Raw genomic sequence first — 23108 nt, 5'->3', positions numbered from 1 at the left:
AAGAATTGTAAAAGACGTAGAAAAGGTGGATAATATATGGTACCTGTAAAAAAAGAAGACTTGAGAAAATTAGTGACAGATACAACGGTTGAGATTTATGAGGAGCTGACACCTCAACTGGTGAAGCTGATTCAGGATACGAAGAAGAATACAGAACTGACAGAGGGGCAGAAGCAGGATGAGATTTCTCTTCATATGATGGGATATGTAAAATCCTGTACAAATGAGATCATCATACAGGTTCTGTCAGAGATTCTGGGACTTGAAGACGAGGATGAAGAGTAAAATTGTCCTGGCCAGGTATAAATGTGATTTGTCAGAAAAAGAGAAAATATTGATTCGAAAAACAGAATTGTTGTTAGATAATACTGAAATGATAAAAAATATGAAAAAGTATAATAGATAGGACTTGATTTTTTGAAGTATTAGTGTTAGTATATGTATACAAACGTCTGCCGACCAGTAAACTGGATTGACGACAATCGTCATTTTTAGAAGTAATTCAGGGCTTGTACTGGTTTCGACGGGGGTCTGGAAGTTGGAGAAGCCATCCGTAGCGGGACACTACGATAAAAGTTCCACTTTAAAATTAAACGCAGACGAAAATTTAGCGTACGCTGCCTAATTGCGGCAGCAGTCGGCCTTAGGTCATCCGTTGCTTAAGTAACCGGCTTCAAATAGACGGAGCACTTCGTTCTCAAAGCTTTGAGGGAATGGAAGATTTTATGAAGCTACTAAGATCAGTAACCCGTCATTAGGTGACTGATGGAGGGAATGTCAAAGTAATGACTGTGATGGGAGAAGCTCTGGTGGATGGGCTTTCGGACGCGGGTTCAACTCCCGCCAGGTCCACTAAACAAACAAGTCGAACTTTTTGTATGAAGGAATCATATAAGAAGTCCGGCTTGTTTTTGGTAATGAAGAAAATTATAATAGAACTGAATTTAAAGGACAAAAGTATATGACGTTTTGCGGACGTTATTGTAGGAAATGTCTCAGTGCCATAAATGAAAATAAGGAGTGTGAAAACTATGCACCAGACAGGACAGATATATAGACCGCCATCAGAAGCCAGTGTACAGAGACTGGAGGTTACAATAGGCTGTTCTCATAATAAATGTTCTTTTTGTACCATGTACCGGAAGACACAGTTTCGTGTTGCGCCGCTTGAAGATGTGGAGATGGATTTAAAAGAACTTCACGACAGAGGCGAGAAGATTACGAGAATCTATCTGACGAACGGAGATCCCTTTGTACTTGGGACCGACAGACTTGTAAAAATTGCAGAGTTGGTTCATCAGTATCTGCCGGAAGTAGAGGTACTTACCTGCTATGCTTCTATTCAGAATCTGAAAGCAAAATCACTGGAAGAGTTGAAGCTTCTGAAAAGTGTCGGATATGATGAGCTGTATGTAGGACTTGAGACGGCATATGCCCCGGCGGTAAAACTGATCAATAAGGGCTTTACGGTCGAAGAAGCTTATGAAAATATCGGAAAGCTGAAAGAGGCAGGAATGAAGTATTCAGCGCTTTTAATGCTTGGAATTGGTGGAAAAGGGCATAGCAAAGAAAGTGTAGAAGCCACGGCGGCTCTTCTGAATAAGTATCCGCCATACCGTGTATCTCCTCTTTCAACAGCGGTTTTACGCGGAAGTGAGCTGGAAGAGCTTTGCGATAAAGGAGAGTATGTACAGCTTACAGAGCGTGAATTGATAGAGGAAGAAAAAATGCTGCTTCGTGCATTAAAGATAAATGACTGCATTTTCTTCGGAAGTCACCCATATAATCTGATTACGATTAGCGGAGTCCTGCCACAGGACAGAGAGAAGATTATTAAGCATCTGGATTCTGAGATGGCGGCGTGGGATAGAGATCAGCCGGGATTTCTGGATACAGTTTGGAAGAGGACAGATATGTAGAAAAAAATTTTCACACATAGCACATATTTTCCTGTTATACTATAAAATATGACGGGAAATATGTGCTATTCGCGTCTAAGCGTAAGAAATAAAAAATCAGAATGTACAGTTCGTACAGGGAGGGTTTATGATATGGAAAAGATCAAGATATTAGTTGTAGATGATGAGAGCAGAATGCGTAAGCTTGTGAAGGATTTTCTTGGAAGAGAAGGATATCAGGTGCTGGAGGCAGGAGACGGTCTTGAGGCTATGGAGGCGTTTTACGCAGAGAAAGATATTGCGCTGATCATATTAGATGTCATGATGCCGAAGATGGACGGCTGGCAGACTTGCCGTGAGATCCGTCAGTCTTCTAAAGTACCGATTATTATGCTGACGGCACGCGGCGATGAGCGGGATGAACTTCAGGGATTTAATCTTGGCGTGGACGAATACATTTCTAAGCCATTTAGTCCGAAGATTCTTGTTGCGAGAGTGAATGCACTTCTGAGACGTTCGAATGTGTTGGATGCAGATGAGCATGTGGAAGCAGGTGGTATCGTTGTAGATAAGGCAGCTCACCAGGTGCAGGTAGACGGAAAAGATGTGGAACTTAGTTATAAAGAATTTGAATTATTGTCTTATTTCCTTGAGAATCAGGGAATTGCACTTTCCAGGGAGAAGATATTGAATAACGTATGGAATTATGATTATTTTGGAGATGCAAGAACTATCGACACTCATGTTAAGAAGCTTCGCAGCAAGCTTGGAGAAAAGGGTGAATACATTAAGACAATCTGGGGAATGGGCTACAAATTCGAGGTAAATTAAGATGAAGCATTTTAAACAAAAAGAAAAAAGAAAGCATTCTATTAAGAGGCAGATGATCGCAGTTTTTGCAGGCATGGTCATCTGTCTGCTTGCTATTTTGCTTGTTGTTAATGTAAAGTTCTTAGAGCCGTATTATATCAGAGACAAGGAAATGCAGTTCATTCATGTATATGAAGAACTACAGAATGCTGTGAAAAAGGGGACGATCAGTAATGATGAAGTACAAGATGAATTACATGTCCTTTGTGAGAAGAGCAACATTTCCTATATTGTATTGGATATGGATAATGAAAAACTGATTACAAATGTGCACGATACGAATATGCTCAAGCAGCAGTTAGCGGGATATCTTCTGAACCAGGCACAAAAAGGTGGAAAGGTGCTGGATAGCACAGACAATTACCAGTTGATGAGAAGTCAGGATCCATGGAATCAGAGCGAATATATTGAGATGTGGGGACAACTTGACGATAATGTGAATTTCCTCATTCGAAGTCCTGTAGAAAGTATCCGTGAAAGTGTTGCATTATCCAATCGTTTCCTAATATATGTAGGTATGGGAACACTGATCATCTGCATGGGACTTGTATGGTATTTCTCCAGAAGGATTACAAAGCCGATCCAGGAACTGGCAGAGCTGTCTGACCGTATGGCAAATCTGGATTTTGAAGCGAAGTATACAAGCGGTGGTAACAATGAGATTGGTGAACTGGGTGATAACTTTAATCGTATGTCGCAGAAGCTGGAAAAGGCAATTTCTGAATTGAAGCAGGCAAATAACAGTCTGCAGCAGGATATTGAGCAGAAAGAGAAGATGGAGCAGATGCGTACGGAGTTTATGGGAAATGTATCTCACGAGTTAAAAACTCCGATTGCTCTGATCCAGGGATATGCAGAAGGACTGAAAGAAGGAGTTAATGATGACCCGGAGAGCCGCGACTTCTATTGTGATGTTATTATGGACGAAGCAGGTAAGATGAATCGGATGGTCAAGAATCTGATGACACTGAATCAGTTGGAGTTCGGGAATGATAAAGTAGAATTTGAGCGTTTTAATCTGACAGAGCTGATTGGCGGAGTACTTCAGAGTATGGACATTCTGTCACAACAAAAGGATGTTAAACTTATTTTCAGGGAAGAAAATCCAGTTTACGTCTGGGGGGATGAGTTTAAGATTGAACAGGTCGTGCGTAATTATGTAAGTAATGCCTATAATCATGTCAATGAAGAAAAGATTATTGAAGTGAAGATTTTGCGGGAAGACGGACTTGCAAAAGTGACTGTATTTAATACCGGAAAGCCAATACCGGAGGAAGATGTTCCGCGTATCTGGGATAAATTTTTCAAAGTGGACAAGGCTCATACACGCGAGTATGGAGGCAATGGAATCGGACTTTCTATCGTAAAAGCCATTATGGAATCCATGCATCAGCAATATGGTGTGAAAAATTACGATAATGGTGTTGAATTCTGGTTCACACTTGATGTACGATAGAAGAAACCACAACAAAAGAGAAAGATGTGCGTTAACAGACATAAAGGAATGAGAAGAAAGGGACACGAGCACATGATAGCAATTATTGACTACGATGCAGGGAATATAAAGAGCGTGGAAAAGGCCATGCACCTTTTAGGACAGGAAGTTGTTGTAACAAGAGACAGAGAGTCGATTTTAAAGGCAGACAAAGTAATTCTTCCGGGAGTCGGAGCATTTGGAGATGCTATGAGCAAAATCAGACAATATAATCTGGAAGAAGTGATCCATGAAGTCGTGGAAAAAGGGACTCCATTTCTTGGAATTTGTCTGGGACTTCAGCTTTTATTTGAACGAAGTGACGAGACACCGGGAGTAGAAGGACTTGGTATTTTAAAAGGAGAGATTCTTCGGATTCCGGATCAGCCGGGACTTAAGATTCCTCATATGGGCTGGAATTCTCTGAAGTATCCGAATGAAGGCAGATTATTCCGTGGAATACCGGAAGATTCTTATGTATACTTTGTACATTCTTATTATCTGAATGCAGAAGATGAGAGTATTGTAACAGCCACAACAGAATACAGCACATTGATCCATGCATCTGTAGAAAGTGGAAATGTATTTGCATGCCAGTTCCATCCGGAAAAGAGCAGTGATGTTGGAATACAGATTTTGAAGAATTTTGTTGAGTTATAGACAGGAGGAACGGTATATGCATACAAAGAGAATCATCCCATGCCTGGATGTAAATAACGGACGAGTTGTAAAAGGTGTGAACTTTGTAGATTTGAAGGATGCTGGCGATCCAGTGGAAATTGCTAAGGCTTATGATAAAGCAGGAGCGGATGAACTTGTTTTTTTGGATATTACAGCTTCATCCGATCGAAGAAACACAGTTGTAGACATGGTCAGAAAAGTAGCTGAGACAGTATTTATTCCATTTACTGTTGGTGGAGGAATCCGTACGGTAGACGATTTTCGGGCACTGTTGCGAGAAGGAGCAGACAAGATCTCGATTAATTCATCAGCCATTGATACTCCGAATCTGATTTCGGATGCGGCAGACAAGTTTGGAAGCCAATGTGTGGTTGTAGCAATCGATGCAAAGAAACGTGCAGATGGCAGTGGTTGGAACATTTACAAACATGGTGGAAGAATTGATGTAGGAATTGATGCACTGGAGTGGGCTCATAAGGTGGAAAAACTGGGAGCAGGAGAGATACTCTTGACCAGTATGGATTGTGACGGAACAAAGGCAGGGTATGATCTGGAACTGACTCGTGCAGTTGCAGAAGCAGTTAATATTCCGGTCATAGCCTCCGGCGGTGCAGGCAATCTGGAACATTTTTACGATGCGCTGACAGACGGAAAGGCAGATGCAGCATTGGCAGCATCTCTGTTCCATTATAAAGAATTAGAGATTAAGGAAGTAAAAGAATATCTTCGTGGCAGAGGTGTTTCTGTGCGATTATAACAGATAAAAGGTATGGGTAATTGTAACTTAAAGTTGCAATTACCTATATCTCTATCTAGGAAGTAAAAAGGAGAAAAGAAAATGGCAGCAATTAATAATGACTGGCTTGAGGCTTTGCAGGGGGAATTTAAAAAGCCGTATTATAAAAAACTATTTGAGACAGTAAATGAAGAATATCGAACAAGACAGATATTTCCACCGGCGGATGACATTTTCAATGCCTTTCATTTGACACCATTACACAAAGTAAAGGTTGTGATTCTTGGACAGGATCCATATCATAATGTAGGACAGGCTCATGGACTCTGTTTTTCTGTAAAGAAAGGTGTGAATATTCCACCATCACTGGTAAATATCTATAAAGAACTTCACGATGATCTGGGCTGTACCATCCCGAATCATGGCTGCCTGACAAAATGGGCAGAGCAAGGTGTTCTGATGCTCAACACAGTATTGACTGTACGGGCACATCAGGCGAATTCACACAGAGGCATTGGCTGGGAGGAGTTCACGGATGCAGCAATTATGGCACTTAATAGCCAGAATCGTCCGATTGTATTTATTCTTTGGGGAGCTCCGGCACAGAGAAAAGCCAGCATGTTGAATAATCCGAACCATCTGATTCTGAAAGCACCACATCCAAGTCCGCTTTCCGCTTACCGTGGTTTCTTTGGAAGTAAACCATTTAGCAAGACGAATAAATTTCTGGAAGCAGGCGGTGTGGAACCAATCGACTGGCAGATTGATTAGTAATAATTAAGAGAAAATAAAGGAAGACTATTGACAAACAGACATATCAGGAATATATTTAAAACAAACATATGAACAAATGCTCAATTATTAATGCGATGTGCAGGAGGATAAAATATATGAAAGATATGGAGAAAGAATTACACGAGCACCATCACCATGAGGAAGCGTGTGAATGTGGTTGTGGTTGTGGACATCATCACCATGACGAAGAGCATGAACACCACCATGAGGAAGAATGCGGCTGTGGTTGCGACTGTGAACATCACCATCATGAACATGAAGCTCATGAGCATCATCATCACCATGAGGAAGAATGCGGCTGTGGCTGTGGTTGTGGACATCATCACCACCATGACGAAGAGCATGAACACCATCATGACCATAAGCAGGAGCATGAGCACCATCACCATGATGAGGAGTGTGAATGCGGCTGTGGACATCATCACCACCATGATGAAGATCATGAACATCATCATGAAGCAGTGGAGCATGAGCCTTGTGTTATGCCGGCAGGTGTAGCGCAGAAGACATACATTTTGGAGAATCTTGGATGTGCGAACTGTGCAGCTAAGATGGAGAGAAAGATTCAGGCGTTACCGGAAGTTGAAGGTGCAACATTGACTTATGCAACAAAAAAACTAGTTGTCGCATCAGATCATCAGGAGCATCTCCTTTCCAAGATTCAGGAAATCTGTTCCTCTATCGAGTCAGAAGTACAGGTTGTTGCAATGCCGGATGATCAGCCGATCAAAAGAGAGAAGAAGACCCCGTTTGAAGAGAATAAAAAGGATATAGTACTTGTCGGAGCTGGAGCGATTCTTTTTGCCGCAGGTATTATTGCAGAAAAAACATTTCCGAATCCGATGATCAGTGCATGTATTTTCATTATTGCGTACTTACTTCTTGGACTTGAGATTGTAATGAAAGCGCTGAAGAATATGGCGGGAGGACATTTGTTTGATGAAAACTTTCTGATGGCAGTTGCGACAATTGCAGCGTTTGTGATTGGTGATTTTGCAGAGGCAGTCGGAGTTATGCTGTTCTACCGTATCGGAGAGTTGTTCGAAGATATTGCCGTGGAAAAGAGCCGTGGACAGATTATGGATGCCGTAGATATGCGCCCGGAAGTTGTTAATCTTGTCGTTGGTTCCGAAGTAAAAGAAATTCCATCACAGGATGCAAGGGTAAAAGATATTATTATGATCCGTCCTGGTGACAGAATTCCGCTGGATGCAAAGGTTATCGAGGGTGAGAGCCGGGTAGATACTTCACCGGTCACAGGAGAGCCGGTACCGATAAGAGTTGTTCCGGGAGACGAACTGATTTCCGGTTGTATCAATGAACAAGGTGTATTAAAGGCTGAGGTTACAAAACCACTGAGCGAATCCATGGTCACAAAGATTCTTGATTCGGTGGAAAATGCAGCGGCAAGTAAGCCGAAGATCGATCGTTTTATCACAAGATTTGCGAGAGTTTATACGCCAGTTGTTGTTGTGGCAGCAGTTCTTACTGCAATTATCCCTTCCATTGTAACGGGAGACTGGAACCACTGGATTTACACAGCGATTACATTTCTTGTAATCAGTTGTCCGTGTGCACTTGTATTGAGTGTACCATTGGCTTTCTTCTCGGGAATTGGAGCAGGATCTAAGAGAGGAATCCTCTTTAAAGGCGGTTTGGCTATGGAGGCATTGAAAGATGTTAAAGCAGTCATTATGGATAAGACAGGAACCATCACAAAGGGGAATTTTGCTGTACAGAAAGTCACGGCAACAAGAAAACTGACAGAAAAACAGGTGCTGACTATGGCGGCGGACTGTGAGCTTGGTTCAACACACCCAATTGCGGTCAGCATTGTTCAGGAAGCAAGAAGACAGAATCTGACGCTTACAAGACCGAAAGAAGTGGAAGAGATTTCTGGTAAAGGTATCCGTGCAACATTCCCGGAAGGAACCGTTCTCCTTGGAAATTATACACTGATGGAAATGTATCAGGTAGATACGACAGGATACGAAAAAGGCGGTTATGGCTCAGAAGTCTTACTGGCAGTTGATGGTGTGTTAGAAGGATTTGTAATTGTAGCAGATGAAATTAAGACTGATGCAGCTGCTTCTGTAACTAAGATGAAAGCTCTTGGAATTGCAACAGTTATGTTAACTGGTGATGAGAAGAACAGCGCGCAGGCAGTTGCAAAAGAGACAGGAATTGATGAAGTTTATGCACAGCTTCTTCCACAGGAAAAACTGGAGCATCTAAAGAACGTTCGTAAGAATCACGGTGCTGTCATGTTCGTTGGAGACGGAATTAATGATGCACCGGTACTGGCTGGTGCAGATGTGGGAGCAGCAATGGGAAGCGGAGCAGATGCCGCAATAGAGGCGGCCGATGTGGTATTTATGAATTCTTCAGTAGAAGCAATCCCACAGTCTATCGCGATTGCGAAGAAGACAGGAAGTATTGCAATTCAGAATGTAGTATTTGCGCTGGTGATCAAAGCAATTGTTATGATTCTTGGTTTTCTTGGATTTGCGAATATGTGGCTTGCAGTATTTGCTGATACAGGTGTAGCAATGCTATGTGTATTGAATTCCATACGCGCAATGCATGTGAAAACAAAATAACGATAACATAACATTACAAAAGTGTTAAATTATGCCAAATGGTTGAAATAGTTTTCTCCATTTGGCATAATTAATATAAACAGGCATTTGTATAGGCATAGTCTGGCTTTGAAAATTGTAATTTTTAAGATTTAAGCCTTACAAAAAACATGACAGTCGGGTCGTGATAGTCTGTAGTTTGAAAGGATGAAATATATGGGAAAGACAGAAGTTGAATGCTGCGATGTGACATGTATTCATAATGAGAACGTAAAACTGGCTTTGGAGCAGATGCCGGATGAAGAACTGCTTAATAGTCTGGCTGATTTTTATAAAGCATTTGCAGATGGAACAAGAGTGAAAATTCTGTATGTATTGCAAAAATCAGAGATGTGTGTGTGTGATCTGGCGGAGATACTGGGAGTTACACAGTCAGCAGTCTCCCATCAGCTTCGTATGTTAAAGCAGATGAAACTTGTGAAGAACCGAAGAGACGGGAAGACTGTTTATTATTCGCTTTCAGATGGACATATCCAGTCTATTATCAGTCAGGGTATGGAGCATATTACAGAATAAAAAGATATATCAGTTGGGAGATGACTCCCACCTCTATAGGGACGCCACTGAAAAAGTCCTTATTTTGCGCAAAGCAGCACAAGATAAAGTATATTTATATGTTTTACGCTACTATATATTGTATGTAAAAACAGTTTTTCAGTAGCGTCCTATAGGTGGTGAGAAACAAGCTTGTATCAGTGGTGGGAGTCAATCCCCCAGCTGATATAGCCTCCGGCAGGGCGCACATTGTCCGGTGGACAATGGTTTTGCGCCGACCGAAACGGAGTGTAGACTTGCAGAGGTGCGCAGTAGAAGTATGTCATGCAATTGCATGACGCGCACCTCGCAGCAAGAATGCCGAGGCATTCTTGAATAAGATGACTGACCAAAGCGTTTTCCTGCATCTGGGCGAAGCAAAGATGCAAGTCTCAAAATAAGAAAGAGAATGTGGGAATAGAGTTATGAAAAAGCAGTTAAAGAGAAAATGTATAGTCTATGGATTGGGGATAATCGTATATGCAGGTGCTGTCTGGGGGGCAGCCCGATTTATGCTGTCCGATCAAGAAAAATTCGCAATATTTCTGGGAATCTATTTACTGACAGGATATGGGGCATTTCAGAAACTGAGTGAAGAGATTATGGAAAAGAGATTCCCGGTAGAATATATATTAGTTATCTTTGCAACAATCGGAGCATTTGGCATAGGGAAATATATGGAAGCTGTGATTGTTATGCTTATGTTTGAACTTGGAATGCTTGCGGAACAGATTGCGACAGACCGGACAAAGAGATCTATTGCAAAGATGATCGATCTGAGACCGACATATGCTATTCGTAAAGTAAAAGGGCAGGAAGTACAGGTAGATCCTTCGGAATTGAAGATGAGCCATATTATTGTGATCAAACCAGGAGAACGAATTCCAGTCGATGCGGTTGTTCTGGCTGGAAGCTCAACTATAGATACAAAGGCAATTACAGGAGAGGCAATGCCAGTGGAAGTGTATAAAGGGGATAAGATTTACAGTGGCTGCATTAATCAAAGCGGTGTGCTGGAAGCGCGAGTGACAAGAATTTACAAGGATTCAATCGTCTCAAGAATTATGGAAACTGTGGAGGAGGCGCAGAACCGTAAATCCCAAAAAGAAGCATTTGTGACGAGATTTTCCAAAGTATATGCACCGATCATGGTATTGCTGTCTGTGTTGATCATGGTTATTCCGCCGTCTACATTTTCTTATGGAAACTGGGAGACATGGATATATAAAGGACTTATTTTTATAATCGTGGCATGTCCATGTGCGCTTGCAGTGGCAGCACCACTTGCATTTTTGGGTGGAATTGCTTCAGCAGCCAGACAGGGAATTGTGGTCAAAGGTGGTAATTTTCTGGAAAGTCTGGTGAAAGCAGATACATTTATCTTTGATAAAACAGGAACTTTGACACAAGGAGAGTTCCGGGTGGCAAGAATAAAAGCAGTGGGTATGACAGAAGAAGAACTTTTAAAGCTGGTCGCTCATGTGGAGAGTTATTCCAATCACCCACTGGCAAAATCACTGGCAGATGCATATGGAAAAGAGTTGGATACTGACAGTGTCAGAAGCGTAAAAGAAAAGCCTGGATTTGGAATCAGTGCGACCTATGAAGGACAGAGAGTGCATGTTGGAAGCCGTCGTATGATGGATGCAAAAAAGCTGCTGGTAGATGAAATTAATGAACCGGGAACAGTCGTCTACGTATGTGTGGGCAGAGAGTATGCAGGATATGTACTCGTTCAGGATCAGGTGAAAGAAGAGGCGAAAGCGACGCTTACATGGCTGAAGGAAAAGTATCGGGCAATTTTGGTGATGCTGACGGGAGACACAGAAAAGACGGGACGGGCGGTTGGACGCGAACTTCATATGGACTATGTTTATACGGACTTACTTCCGCAGGATAAACTGGAACAGTTAGAAGATTTCATGTCTATTCAGGGAGAGGCAGAGAAGCTGGTCTGTGTCGGTGATGGAATTAACGATGCTCCGATGCTGGCGAGAGCAGATATAGGAATTGCCATGGGAAATCTCGGGTCAGAAGCGGCAATTGAGGCAGCAGATGTGATTCTTGTAAAAGATGACCTTCATGGAATAGTAGCTTTGATGAAAATTGCAAAAGAGACACTGCGCAGTGTTTCACAGAATATTACATTTGCAGTATTTGTAAAGATACTTGTGTTGTTTATGGCAGTTATTGGATACTTTGGTATGTGGGAAGCAATTTTAGTAGAGATGGTCGTGGTGATACTGGCAGTGATTAATTCAGCAGGAGTTGCAGGATATACTGCTTAGACAGGAGGAAAAAAGACAACAATTATGAAATGCTATAAAAGAATTATACCACTGATACTGGCGTGCATGATGCTTGCCGGCTGTGGTCAGAATGTATATAAAAAGGGTGTGGAAAGTCTGGAAAATAAAGATTATGCAGCAGCACAGGAGAATTTACGGAAAGCAGTAGAGGATAAGAAAAATGTGGCCGATTCCTATCGTGGACTGGGAATTGCATATTATGAACAGGAAAAATACAAAGATGCGCTTGCTGCATTTGAAAATGCAGTTTCAGCCGGAACGAAGGAGACAGGAACAATCTGTAATATGATGGCAGTGTGTAAGATGCAGACAGAAAACTATGAAGATGCTATTTCTTATTATGAAAAAGCATTGGATCATTCAGATTGTTCTGACGATATGAAGCAGGAAATTCAGTTTAATGTAATAGTCTGCTATGAAAAACTGGAAGACTGGGACAATGCAAAAGCAAAACTGGAAGATTATGTGACCGCATATCCAGATGACGAGAAAGCTGCTAAAGAAGCAGAATTTTTAAAAACCAGATAAGGGAAGTTTAAATGATAGAATTAAAGAAAGAGACAGAACGTGTTATATTGGTAGGGGTATGTCTTCCGGGGCAGGAGGATATCGATGCTTCACTGGAAGAACTAAGTGAGCTTGCGAAGACAGCCGGTGCTGTTACAGTAGGAAAAGTTGTGCAGAGCCGGGATCAGGTACACCCGGGGACTTATGTCGGAAAGGGAAAGATTGATGAGATCAAAAGCCTTTTGTGGGAGCTGGATGCAACAGGAATTATCTGTGATGATGAATTGTCGCCGGCACAGATGAAGAATCTCCAGGATGAACTAGATGCAAAGGTTATGGATCGGACTCTGGTTATTTTGGATATATTTGCTGCAAGAGCATCTACCAGTGAAGGAAAGATTCAGGTTGAGCTGGCGCAGCTTAAGTACCGACAGACGAGACTTGCCGGATTTGGAACTGCCATGTCAAGGCTTGGCGGTGGTATCGGTACGAGAGGTCCGGGAGAAAAGAAGCTGGAGATGGACAGACGTCTTATTAAAAATCGGATCGCACTTCTGAATCGGGAGCTAAAGAGTGTAAAGCAACACCGTGAAGTGACAAGAGAAAAAAGAGCAAAGAGCCGGATTCCGGTCGCAGCAATCGTGGGATATACGAATGCCGGAAAGTCAACACTTCTCAACGCTTTGACTGGTGCAGATATTCTGGCGGAAGATAAGTTGTTTGCAACACTGGACCCGACGACAAGAAGTCTGAAGCTTCCAAGCGGTCAGGAGATACTTCTGACAGATACCGTAGGTTTTATCCGGAAACTGCCACATCATCTGATCGATGCATTTAAAAGTACACTGGAGGAAGCAAAATATGCAGATATGATTCTGCATGTGGTTGATGCCTCGAATCCTCAGGCGGATGAGCAGATGTTTACTGTTTATGAGACACTTCAGGGATTAAAAGTCCAGGATAAACCGATTATTACCGTATTTAATAAACAGGACCGACTGGAAGGAAGGCCAGTTATTCGAGATTTTAAGGCAGACTATACGGTTTCAATATCTGCAAAGACTAAAGCAGGACTCGGGGATCTGCTGGAGACGATTGAAGCGCTTCTTCGCCAGCAGAAGGTTTATATAGAGGAAGTATATCCGTACAGTGAAGCCGGGAAGATCCAGCTTATTCGAAAATATGGAGAATTACTGGAAGAGAATTATACAGAAGAAGGTATCCAGGTTACGGCATATGTACCTGCTGATATTTATCCGCAAATTGTTGTCAACAGGTAAATCTTATTATGTTTTATAGTGTATCATTTTTTCATACATTTAAACGACAGAAAAATCATTATATACATTGAAAAAGAAATTGATGCCTGTTATGATAAGAATAGTGAAAATTGTCTGAAGATTTAAAACGGAGGTATGTTATGAAAGTGGTATTAGAGCGTTATCATGGATTAAGCAATGATTATGTAGTATTTGATCCAAATAAAAATGAACTGGAACTGACACCGGGAAATGTTAAGATGATTTGTGACCGTAATGCAGGACTTGGAGCAGATGGAGTCCTGGAAGGTCCGGTTATAAAAGAAGACGGCATGCATGTCAAAGTATGGAATCCGGATGGAAGTGAATCTGAAACAAGTGGAAATGGTGTCCGTATTTTTGCAAAATATTTAAAAGATGCAGGCTATATCCAAAAGAAGAATTTCAAATTATATACCAGATATGGGGAGGCAGCAGTTACATTTTTAAATGAAGACGGAAGCAGACTCCGCGTTTCTATGGGAAAGATTTCTTTCTGGAGTGATGAAATTCCGGTGACAGGAGAGAAGAGAGAAGTGATCAATGAAGATATGGTATTCGGAAGGACATTGTATCCGGTTACTTGTGTAAGTGTCGGTAATCCGCACTGCGTGATTCCGATGAGAGAAATCTCTAAGAATATTGTATGTAAGATTGGTGATTACTCCGAGTGTGCGAAGTATTTTCCACACAGAATCAATACACAGATTATGAAAGTCATCGACAAAGAGAATATTGCTATTGAGATTTATGAACGTGGTGCAGGCTATACTCTGGCATCTGGAACAGGTGCATGTGCAGCCGCAGCCGTGGCACATAAGCTTGGTATGACGAATAACAAAGTAATCGTACATATGCCGGGAGGAGATCTTCAGGTGGAAGTGGAAGATGACGGAACGGTCTTTATGACAGGAGATGTATTCTACGTGGCAAAGATTACGCTCAGCAGTGAATTTACGGAGAATTTAAGAAGCCTGTAAGAAGGAGAGATATGTCTTTAAAATTCGTATTTGGGCCGTCTGGCTCAGGAAAATCTTATCAATTATATGATTATGTGATCCGGGAATCTGTAAAGTTCCCGGATCGTCAGTATATTGTCCTTGTACCGGAGCAGTTTACGATGCAGACGCAGAAGGATCTTGTCATGCAACATCCGAATCATGGAATTATGAATATCGATGTACTTAGTTTTGTGAGGCTTGCTTACCGCATCTTTGAGGAGACCGGTGGGCAGGCCCTTCCGGTGTTGGATGATGAGGGAAAGAATCTGATTCTGCGAAAGATTGCCGGTGATTATGAAAAGGATTTAAAAGTCTTAAAGGGAAATATGAAAAAGCTTGGCTATATCAGCGAAGTCAAATCAGTGCTTTCAGAATTTGATCAGTACGATATTGGGGAAGAGGAACTGAGGCAGATGAAAGCAGCAGCAGGGGAGAATTCAAGGCTTTATTATAAACTTCAGGATCTGGAAGTTCTGTATATTGGTTTTAAGAAATATCTGGAAGATAGATTTATTACGAAAGAAGAACTCCTGGACGCACTTTGCCGTGTAGTGAAAGGTTCGGATATTTTAAAAGAAAGTACGATTGTTCTGGACGGATTCACAGGATTTACACCAGTACAGAACCGGCTGCTTGGAGAACTTCTTGAAGTATGCCGGGAAGTGATCGTAACTGTAACGATGGATGATCGGGAAAATCCGTACGTTTATAAGCACCCATATCAGTTATTTGCACTCGGCAAGCATACCGTGACATCGTTAATACAGATTGCGGCAGAGAGAAAAGTGAGTGTGGAAGACCCATTGTGTCTGTACGAACGTCCACTCTATCGATTCTGTGACAATTCGGCTATGGAGTTTCTGGAGAGAAATATATTCCGCTATAGCAAAGAATGTTATAAGGAAAAACAGGGAGCAGTCCAGGTACATGTGGCCAGAAATCCAAGAGAAGAAGCGATGAAAGCAGCAGGAAGAGTTCGGAACCTGGTTCGGACAAAAGGATATCGTTACCGGGATATCGGAGTTATTGTAAGCAATATGGAGGTGTATGGTGATGACCTGGGACAGGCATTTGACCTCTACGAAATTCCGGTGTTTATGGATCATAAGCGGAGTATTCTTTTGAATTCTTTTGTAGAATATATCCGGAGTCTTCTGAATATGGTGAAAGATAATTTCAGTTATGAGAGTGTATTTCGTTTCTTAAGAACAAATCTTAGTGGTTTTACTTATGGGGAAGTCGATGAACTGGAAAATTACGTAATTGCACTTGGAATCCGTGGATATAAGAAATGGCAGGAGAGCTGGATCCGCCGCCCGAAATATATGGAAGAAGAAAATCTGGAAATTCTGAATCATAACCGGGTTCGTCTTGTGGAAAAGGTGGACACGCTTGTGTATGTATTAAGACAAAGGAGCAAGACAGTCAAAGATGTGACAATGGCGCTTTATGAGTTTATGGTGAGAGAAGAACTTCAGTTAAAATTGCAGCGTCAGTCTGAAGCATTTCAAGAGGCAGGAGAACTTGCGCTTGCCAAGGAATACAGTCAGGTTTATCGTATTTTGATTGAACTATTTGATAAATTCGTAGAACTTCTTGGTGATGAGAAGGTGACCATGGATGAATATCTGAAGCTTTTAGACGCGGGTCTTGAAGAAGCAAGAGTCGGAGTCATTCCACCTGGAATTGATCAGGTTGTTGTTGGAGACATGCAACGTACAAGATTAAAAGATATGAAAGCACTTATTTTTGTCGGGGCAAATGATACATTTCTTCCGGGAGCATTAATAAGGAGTGGTCTTCTTACAGAGCGCGACAGGGATAAGTTTGCAACAGGAAAGATCCATCTGTCACCGGGAGGTAAAGAGAAAGCGTACGAGCAGAAATTTTATCTTTACATGAATCTGACAAAACCTTCTGAGACATTGGATATTTATTACAGCAAGGTTTCCGCGGACGGAAAAAGTATCCGCCCATCATATCTGATCCAGGAGATGCAGAGATTATTTTCGGGTCTGGAAATAGAAGACGAAGAAAAACAGGCATTTTCTGCCCAGGAGTGGACCCCCAGGCTTGGTATGCAAAAAGTTATCAGAGGATTTCAGGACGGGAACGCTATGGATCAGGAATGGCAGGAATTATATTCCTGGTACAAGAGACAGCCACAGTGGCAGTATCGTGTAGAAGAACTTATGAAATCGGGATTTTATACCCGGCCGGCAGATGGACTGACAAAAGAGGTGGCTAAGCAGCTTTATGGAGAACATTTTCAGGACAGTATCACGAGAATTGAACGGTTTTCAGCCTGCGCATTTGCGCATTTTCTTACTTATGGACTGCGCCTTCGGGAGCGGCAGATATACGAATTTCAACCAATTGATCTGGGAAATGTGTGTCACAGCGCCCTGGAGTATTATTCCAGAAAGCTAAAAGAAGAGCATTTGTCCTGGACAGAGATAGAGGAAGAAAAAAGACAGGAATACATTGACGATAGTGTGGAACATGCCATTTCCGACTATGGGAATTCGGTGCTTTACAGTTCGGCGCGCAACGAGTATATGATTGAGCGCATGAAGCGTCTTCTGACGAGAACCATATGGGCGCTTACAAAGCAGCTAGAAGCAGGAGATTTTGTGCCGGTGGCTTATGAAATGCGTTTTGAGAATGGTAAGATTGACCGTGTGGATCTGTGCAAAGACAAAGACAAGGTCTATGTCAAGGTTCTGGATTATAAGACCGGGAGCAAGGCCTTTGATGTGGTGGCTTTGTATCACGGGCTCCAGCTTCAGCTTATGGTCTATATGGACGCAGCAGTAAAAATGACTCAAAAACATTACCCGGACAGTGAGGTGATTCCGGCAGGTGTCTTTTATTACCGGTTAAATGATCCTCTTGTGGAGAAGAAAGTGGTTGGAGAGGAAGAAGAAATCTGGCAGAAAGTACTAAAAGAGCTGAAGGTGGATGGCGTGATGAATTTGAAAGATGAGACACTGGAGCATCTGGATCATTGTCAGGCCGGAGAATCTGCTGTCATTCCTGTGAAATATAATAAAAATGGTAGTCTGTCAAAAAATTCAAAAGTTGCATCGGAGCAGGAATTTGAAGTGATGATGCGCCATGCCCTGGGAAAAGTATTAAAGGTACATCGAAAAATATTAAGTGGAGAAGTTGCGGCATTTCCATACCGGAGAAAACAGGAGAGTGGCTGTGATTATTGTGCATACCGGCATATCTGTGGTTTTGACCAGAAAATACCGGGATACAAATATCGGGATATTTTTGAGATGACACAGTCAGAGGTGATAGCAGCCATGGAAGCAGATGCAGTCAAAGAGAACATGAATCGGGACGATCATGAAAAGGAGCAGGAGAAAGGAACGGGCTCATGGGAGTAAAGTGGACAAAACAGCAGCAACAGGTCATTGATCTTCGGGACCGCAATATTCTTGTGTCTGCAGCAGCAGGTTCGGGAAAGACAGCAGTGTTGGTAGAGCGTATTATTACCATGCTGACTGATGAGGAACACCCGGTCAATGTGGACGAACTTCTGATTGTAACATTTACAGAAGCAGCGGCAGGTGAGATGAAAGAACGAATCCGGGGTGCCATTGAAAAGGCATTAGAAGAGAATCCGGAAAATGAACATCTGAAAAGACAGGCGACTTTGATCCACAATGCGCAGATTACAACAATTCACAGTTTCTGTCTTTCTGTGATCCGTGATCATTTTCATGTAATTGACATTGATCCAGGTTTCCGTACTGCAGAAGAAGGAGAACTGAAACTTTTGCGGCATGATGTATTAGATGAACTGCTGGAAGAAAAGTACGCGCAAAAAGAAGAGCGGTTCTTGCGGTTTTCTAATGCCTATGGTGGAAGAAGAAATGATAAAAAGCTAGAAGAAATGATTGAGAAGGCTTACGATTACAGCCGGAGCTATCCAGACGGAGAGGGCTGGCTTGATTCATGTGTTGATGCATATAGAGTCGACTGTGCAGAAGATCTGGAAAAAAGTGATTATGGAAACAAAATTGTAACCTGGGCGAAAGCCTACCTGGAAGAAGCAAAACTATTGAATGAACAGGCAACGCAAATTAGTCTGGAAATAGATGGCCCGGCTGTGTATGAAGAGGCTTTGAAGCTGGATGCTCAGACAATAAGAGAGCTCTTAAGTGCAAAAAATTATAATGAGCTGTCTGGGCGCATCCAGAATGTAGAGTGGAGCAGGTTCGCATCATGCAGAGATAAGACTGTATCGAAAGAAAAAATAGAAGCAGTTAAGGATCTTCGTGAGCAGGTGAAGGAAATTGTCAGTGGTCTGAAGAAAGATTATTTTTATCAGAAACCGGAAGAAATGGCAGCAGATATGCAGATATGTCTTCCTTATATAGAAGAATTGGTGGGCCTGGTAAAATGTTTTTCACAAAGATTTGACGTAAAGAAGCGCCAGGAAAATGTTATTGATTTTTCAGATATGGAGCAGTTTGCACTTCAGATCCTGGCAAAAAAAACAGAAGAAGGGTTTGAACCTTCTGAGGTTGCAAAGGAATATCAGGATCAGTTCCGGGAGATTATGATTGACGAATATCAAGATAGTAATCTGATCCAGGAGACGATTCTGACCAGTATTTCCGGTGTTTCGAAAGGAAAATATAATATTTTTATGGTGGGAGATGTCAAGCAGAGTATTTATAGCTTCCGGCTGTCCAGACCAGAGCTTTTTATGGAAAAATTTGACACGTATGATTTGGAAAAAGGACCAAAACAAAGGATTGATCTTCATAAAAACTTCCGGAGTCGAAAAGAAGTACTGGACAGTGTGAATTACATTTTTCGGCAGATTATGATGCGAAATCTTGGAGAAATTGATTACGATGACAAGGCGGCATTGCATGTGGGTGCAGAATATCCTGAAAATCCGGGGTGTGAAACAGAAGTACTTGTATTAAATACAGAATTGAAAAAATATGACCGTTCCATAAAAGCCTCCAAACAGGAGATGGAAGCCCGGATGATCGCAAGCCGGATCCGCAGGCTAATTGCAGAGCAGAAGGTTCTGGATAAGAAGACAGGGAAGCTGCGTCCGGCAAGATATTCCGATATAGTCATTCTCACAAGAAGTGTGAAAGGGATTGCTGACATATTCGTACAGGAACTGAATCGGGAAGGGATTCCGGCATCTTCAGGTACAAAAGAAGGATATTTTGCAACGCAGGAAATCGGTGTGCTTCTGGATTATCTGAGAGTGCTGGATAATCGGAAACAGGATATTCCACTGGCGACGATTCTTATGTCGGCATTTTGTGGACTGAACGAACAAGAAATGGCAGTGATCCGAAGTTCTGAAGCTTTTGAAATTCCATTTTACCAGGCGGTAGAAAATTATCTGGAAAACGGAGAAGATACAGTAATATGTGAGAAACTCAAACATTGCTATGGAAAAATGAATGATTTCCGGGAAATTGTTCCTTATACACCAATCCATGAACTTCTACGGAGCATTCTGACACAAACCGGGTATGGTCAGTTTATTTCAGCAATGCCGGGAGGCGCGCAGCGTGCGGCAAATGTAGAAATGCTGATTACAAAAGCGCAGGCATTTCAGTCTTCCAGCTATAAAGGACTCTTTCATTTTGTGCGTTATATTGAGCAACTTCAGAAATTTGAAGTGGATTATGGTGAGGCAAGTCTGGAAGATGAGCAGTCAGACACAGTCCGTGTCATGACGATTCATAAAAGTAAAGGACTGGAGTTTCCAATCGTGTTTGTAGCAGGAACTGGTAAAAAATTCAATGTGACGGATCTTGCCGGACAAGTGATCATTCATGCCAGACTAGGAGTCGGTATGGATGTAGTAGACTTAGATAGAAGAACGAAAATTCCAAGTCTGGTAAAAAAAGTGATTCAAAAAGAAGCGAAGCTTGATAATTTAGGAGAAGAACTTCGTGTGCTTTATGTTGCACTGACAAGAGCAAAGGAAAAGCTGATTATTACAGGAACCTGTGATAATCTAGAGACAAAAATGGCAAAGACACTGACTTTTGCACAGAGAAGTAGTGCTATTCAATATCTGGACTGGATCATACCGGCACTTGCATATATACCAGAAGAGATACCGGTCACTTTCGAAGAAGTGTTGCTAGAAGAGATTGTCCGTGATGAGGTGGAGACGGAAGTATCCGGAAAAATACAGGAAGAAATATTACGAAGATGGGACACTTCAGCAGAATATGATGCAAATGTGAGACAGACATTAGAAGAACAGTTCGCATATCAGTATCCTTATCCAAAAAGTCATGCCAGAAAGATGAAATTTACAGTATCTGAGCTAAAAAAAATGGCTTATCAGGCAGAACTTGACAATGAGGAAAATGCTTTGGGGGAAGTAGTTTTTGAAGAACCGGAAGTTGTACCGCTTCTTCCTAAATTTATGACAGAAGAAGAAACGCTGACCGGAGCTCCGCGAGGAACTGCTTATCACCGCGTCATGGAACTTCTTGATTTTGAAAAAATGTATGATAGGCAGACACTGGAGGCAGAGATAAACACATTTGTAGAACAAGGGCGAATGACGCGAGAAATGGCAGATTCCGTCCAGACAGCCGATGTGTTGGGATTTCTTGATAGCTCTGTGGGAAAACGAATGAGAACAAGTGCAGATTGTGGAAAACTGTGGAAAGAACAGCCGTTTGTTCTTGGGATACCAGAGCAGGAATTATATAAAGATGAGCCGGAAGGCGACTTTGCTCTTGTACAGGGAATCATAGATGTGTACTTTGAGGAAGAAGACGGACTGGTCGTACTGGATTACAAGACAGACAAAGTATATAAGATAGAAGAACTGGTGGAAAAATACCATGCTCAGCTAGATTACTATGGCAGGGCGCTGGAACAGATCACCGGGAAGAAAGTGAAAGAAAAGGTGCTGTACTCTTTTACACTGGGGGAAGCCTGCAGTTTGTCTTAACAAATATTAATTACTAAAAAGGATGCATCAAGTGCATATTCTAAGCTCCCCACACAGGGAATTACGATGAACCTCTAAAAACAAACATCATATTCGGCAGAGGCCTCTATGATGTTAAGAGTTTCATCTCCATTGTGTAGAAGTCGCGTAGAATATGCACTTGATGCTGTTTTTATTGAAAATATCTGTTAAAATGCAGGTTATTCAACTTTTGTGTCTGCGTTCTCTTGACTTATAATATTATATGCCGTATAATATACAAAAGCATATATTATACGGCATATAATATATGAAACGAAATAATATAGCGAATCTGTAAAGATAATTGCATAACAATTTTTAGGTAAATCCAGATTTTGCAGAAAGGGTGTGGTGAAATGGTCTTTAATACAGGTGCAGCTCTTTTAGATGCGATTGTTCTGGCAGTTGTGTCACGGACAGAGGAAGGCACTTATGGTTATAAGATTACACAGGATGTGCGGGAGACAATAGAAGTGTCTGAATCAACCCTCTATCCAGTTCTTCGAAGACTCCAAAAAGATGGTTGTCTTGAAGTGTACGACAGACAATACGATGGGCGCAATCGAAGATATTATAAGGTGACTTTGGCAGGAAGGGAAAAGTTTGATATGTATCGGACAGAATGGACACAATATACGAACAAGATCAATCAGTTATTTGCAGGGGGTGAGAAGTAATGAACCGAATTGAATATATGACAAAACTGGCATCGCTTTTACAGGACATTCCTGAAGTAGAACGAAGAGATGCTATGAAGTATTATAACGATTATTTTGATGAGGCCGGCGAAGAGAATGAAGAACAGGTTATCCGGGAATTTGGCGCTCCGGAGGAAGTGGCAGAGAATATAAAAGCAGATTTAAAAGGCAAGACGGAAAATACAACGCATGGTCAGCAGGAAGAATATCAGTCAGCAGGACAGCAATATCAGATGAATCATCAGGAGAATAAGCAGTCATCGGAATATCAGTATGGGACATCAGATGATCAGAAAAAGAAAAATGCCCGTATTGGAAAAATTGTTTTAATTGTGGCTCTTGCGATAATTATAGGACCGGTCTTGATTCCAATTATCGGAGGTATTCTGGCTGCAGGACTGGCAATGGTGTTAACTATCATTGTTGGAGTATTTGCATTGGTTATTGCCGGGGCTGCCATTGCAATTGTAGGAATTTCGCTGGTAATATCCGGTTCCGTTATACTTCTGCCACAGACAGCCGCAGGATTGGCATTGATTGGCAGCGGTCTGATCATAATGGTTCTTGGTGTGATTGCAACAGTAGGATTTGGAAAACTCTGTGAAGTAGTACTTCGTGGACTGGCAAAGGGAATGAAGTACCTCTGGGGAAAGATTTCTCATAGAAAGGTGGTAGCGTGA

17 protein-coding genes and 1 other RNA gene are annotated in these 23108 nt (G+C 41.9%); all 18 read left to right on the top strand.

Going from position 1 to position 23108, the window contains the following annotated elements:
- Positions 1-36 precede the first annotated feature (36 nt).
- The 18 genes from G593_RS0103335 to G593_RS0103245 all read left to right on the top strand — a co-directional run bounded on the left by G593_RS0103335 (position 37) and on the right by G593_RS0103245 (position 23108).
- Positions 37-285: a hypothetical protein gene (locus tag G593_RS0103335; protein ID WP_005334533.1), complete on the top strand. Its 249-nt coding sequence runs from the start codon at positions 37-39 to the stop codon at positions 283-285.
- Between the two features lie 220 nt (positions 286-505).
- Positions 506-855: a transfer-messenger RNA gene (ssrA, locus tag G593_RS19240) on the top strand.
- A 176-nt stretch (positions 856-1031) separates the two neighbouring features.
- Positions 1032-1919, top strand: a complete 888-nt coding sequence (locus G593_RS0103320) for a radical SAM protein (RefSeq protein WP_029730742.1) — start codon at positions 1032-1034, stop codon at positions 1917-1919.
- A 132-nt stretch (positions 1920-2051) separates the two neighbouring features.
- Positions 2052-2729, top strand: a complete 678-nt coding sequence (locus G593_RS0103315) for a response regulator transcription factor (protein ID WP_005337005.1) — start codon at positions 2052-2054, stop codon at positions 2727-2729.
- Between the two features lies 1 nt (position 2730).
- Positions 2731-4224 carry a sensor histidine kinase gene (locus tag G593_RS0103310; protein WP_022279122.1) on the top strand — a complete coding sequence of 498 codons (1494 nt, stop codon included), beginning with the start codon at positions 2731-2733 and terminating at the stop codon, positions 4222-4224.
- A gap of 72 nt (positions 4225-4296) precedes the next feature.
- Positions 4297-4902: an imidazole glycerol phosphate synthase subunit HisH gene (hisH, locus tag G593_RS0103305; RefSeq protein WP_005337009.1), complete on the top strand. Its 606-nt coding sequence runs from the start codon at positions 4297-4299 to the stop codon at positions 4900-4902.
- Between the two features lie 16 nt (positions 4903-4918).
- Positions 4919-5680: an imidazole glycerol phosphate synthase subunit HisF gene (gene hisF / locus G593_RS0103300; RefSeq protein ID WP_005337012.1), complete on the top strand. Its 762-nt coding sequence runs from the start codon at positions 4919-4921 to the stop codon at positions 5678-5680.
- 81 nt (positions 5681-5761) lie between these two features.
- Entirely contained in the window at positions 5762-6430 is a 669-nt protein-coding gene (locus tag G593_RS0103295; protein ID WP_029730741.1) for a uracil-DNA glycosylase, read from the top strand.
- Positions 6431-6549: 119 nt separating this feature from the next.
- Complete coding sequence (locus tag G593_RS0103290; RefSeq protein WP_029730740.1) at positions 6550-9054, top strand: heavy metal translocating P-type ATPase; 2505 nt, start codon at positions 6550-6552, stop codon at positions 9052-9054.
- Between the two features lie 195 nt (positions 9055-9249).
- Complete coding sequence (locus tag G593_RS0103285; RefSeq protein WP_029730739.1) at positions 9250-9609, top strand: ArsR/SmtB family transcription factor; 360 nt, start codon at positions 9250-9252, stop codon at positions 9607-9609.
- A gap of 443 nt (positions 9610-10052) precedes the next feature.
- Positions 10053-11915, top strand: a complete 1863-nt coding sequence (locus G593_RS0103280; protein WP_029730738.1) for a heavy metal translocating P-type ATPase — start codon at positions 10053-10055, stop codon at positions 11913-11915.
- Between the two features lie 24 nt (positions 11916-11939).
- Positions 11940-12464: a tetratricopeptide repeat protein gene (locus tag G593_RS0103275; RefSeq protein ID WP_029730737.1), complete on the top strand. Its 525-nt coding sequence runs from the start codon at positions 11940-11942 to the stop codon at positions 12462-12464.
- An 11-nt stretch (positions 12465-12475) separates the two neighbouring features.
- Positions 12476-13723, top strand: a complete 1248-nt coding sequence (gene hflX / locus G593_RS0103270) for a GTPase HflX (protein ID WP_029730736.1) — start codon at positions 12476-12478, stop codon at positions 13721-13723.
- A 140-nt stretch (positions 13724-13863) separates the two neighbouring features.
- Positions 13864-14721: a diaminopimelate epimerase gene (dapF, locus tag G593_RS0103265; RefSeq protein ID WP_005334513.1), complete on the top strand. Its 858-nt coding sequence runs from the start codon at positions 13864-13866 to the stop codon at positions 14719-14721.
- A gap of 11 nt (positions 14722-14732) precedes the next feature.
- Positions 14733-18137 carry a helicase-exonuclease AddAB subunit AddB gene (gene addB / locus G593_RS0103260; protein WP_029730735.1) on the top strand — a complete coding sequence of 1135 codons (3405 nt, stop codon included), beginning with the start codon at positions 14733-14735 and terminating at the stop codon, positions 18135-18137.
- Positions 18128-21709, top strand: a complete 3582-nt coding sequence (gene addA, locus G593_RS0103255; RefSeq protein ID WP_029730734.1) for a helicase-exonuclease AddAB subunit AddA — start codon at positions 18128-18130, stop codon at positions 21707-21709. Before addB ends, addA begins: the two co-directional genes overlap by 10 nt.
- A 377-nt stretch (positions 21710-22086) precedes the next feature.
- Complete coding sequence (locus G593_RS0103250) at positions 22087-22407, top strand: PadR family transcriptional regulator (RefSeq protein WP_029730733.1); 321 nt, start codon at positions 22087-22089, stop codon at positions 22405-22407.
- Entirely contained in the window at positions 22407-23108 is a 702-nt protein-coding gene (locus G593_RS0103245) for a DUF1700 domain-containing protein (RefSeq protein ID WP_029730732.1), read from the top strand. The genes G593_RS0103250 and G593_RS0103245 overlap by 1 nt, the downstream gene beginning before the upstream one ends.

The organism is Dorea sp. AGR2135 (genome assembly GCF_000420885.1).
Lineage (GTDB): Bacteria > Bacillota > Clostridia > Lachnospirales > Lachnospiraceae > Dorea > Dorea formicigenerans.
The sequence above is the reverse complement of the archived record's forward strand: the minus strand, read 5'-3'. Positions and strand labels throughout refer to the sequence as shown.

Excerpts from the sequence above, each read along its gene's own strand:
- G593_RS0103280 (WP_029730738.1), top strand. The coding sequence starts at position 10,053 with ATGAAAAAGCAGTTAAAGAGAAAATGTATAGTCTATGGATTGGGGATA.
- G593_RS0103245 (WP_029730732.1), top strand. The coding sequence starts at position 22,407 with ATGAACCGAATTGAATATATGACAAAACTGGCATCGCTTTTACAGGAC.
- addB (WP_029730735.1), top strand. The coding sequence starts at position 14,733 with ATGTCTTTAAAATTCGTATTTGGGCCGTCTGGCTCAGGAAAATCTTAT.
- G593_RS0103295 (WP_029730741.1), top strand. The coding sequence starts at position 5,762 with ATGGCAGCAATTAATAATGACTGGCTTGAGGCTTTGCAGGGGGAATTT.
- G593_RS0103285 (WP_029730739.1), top strand. The coding sequence starts at position 9,250 with ATGGGAAAGACAGAAGTTGAATGCTGCGATGTGACATGTATTCATAAT.
- G593_RS0103275 (WP_029730737.1), top strand. The coding sequence starts at position 11,940 with ATGAAATGCTATAAAAGAATTATACCACTGATACTGGCGTGCATGATG.
- dapF (WP_005334513.1), top strand. The coding sequence starts at position 13,864 with ATGAAAGTGGTATTAGAGCGTTATCATGGATTAAGCAATGATTATGTA.
- G593_RS0103310 (WP_022279122.1), top strand. The coding sequence starts at position 2,731 with ATGAAGCATTTTAAACAAAAAGAAAAAAGAAAGCATTCTATTAAGAGG.
- G593_RS0103250 (WP_029730733.1), top strand. The coding sequence starts at position 22,087 with ATGGTCTTTAATACAGGTGCAGCTCTTTTAGATGCGATTGTTCTGGCA.
- G593_RS0103315 (WP_005337005.1), top strand. The coding sequence starts at position 2,052 with ATGGAAAAGATCAAGATATTAGTTGTAGATGATGAGAGCAGAATGCGT.
- G593_RS0103335 (WP_005334533.1), top strand. The coding sequence starts at position 37 with ATGGTACCTGTAAAAAAAGAAGACTTGAGAAAATTAGTGACAGATACA.
- G593_RS0103290 (WP_029730740.1), top strand. The coding sequence starts at position 6,550 with ATGAAAGATATGGAGAAAGAATTACACGAGCACCATCACCATGAGGAA.
- addA (WP_029730734.1), top strand. The coding sequence starts at position 18,128 with ATGGGAGTAAAGTGGACAAAACAGCAGCAACAGGTCATTGATCTTCGG.
- hisF (WP_005337012.1), top strand. The coding sequence starts at position 4,919 with ATGCATACAAAGAGAATCATCCCATGCCTGGATGTAAATAACGGACGA.
- G593_RS0103320 (WP_029730742.1), top strand. The coding sequence starts at position 1,032 with ATGCACCAGACAGGACAGATATATAGACCGCCATCAGAAGCCAGTGTA.
- hisH (WP_005337009.1), top strand. The coding sequence starts at position 4,297 with ATGATAGCAATTATTGACTACGATGCAGGGAATATAAAGAGCGTGGAA.
- hflX (WP_029730736.1), top strand. The coding sequence starts at position 12,476 with ATGATAGAATTAAAGAAAGAGACAGAACGTGTTATATTGGTAGGGGTA.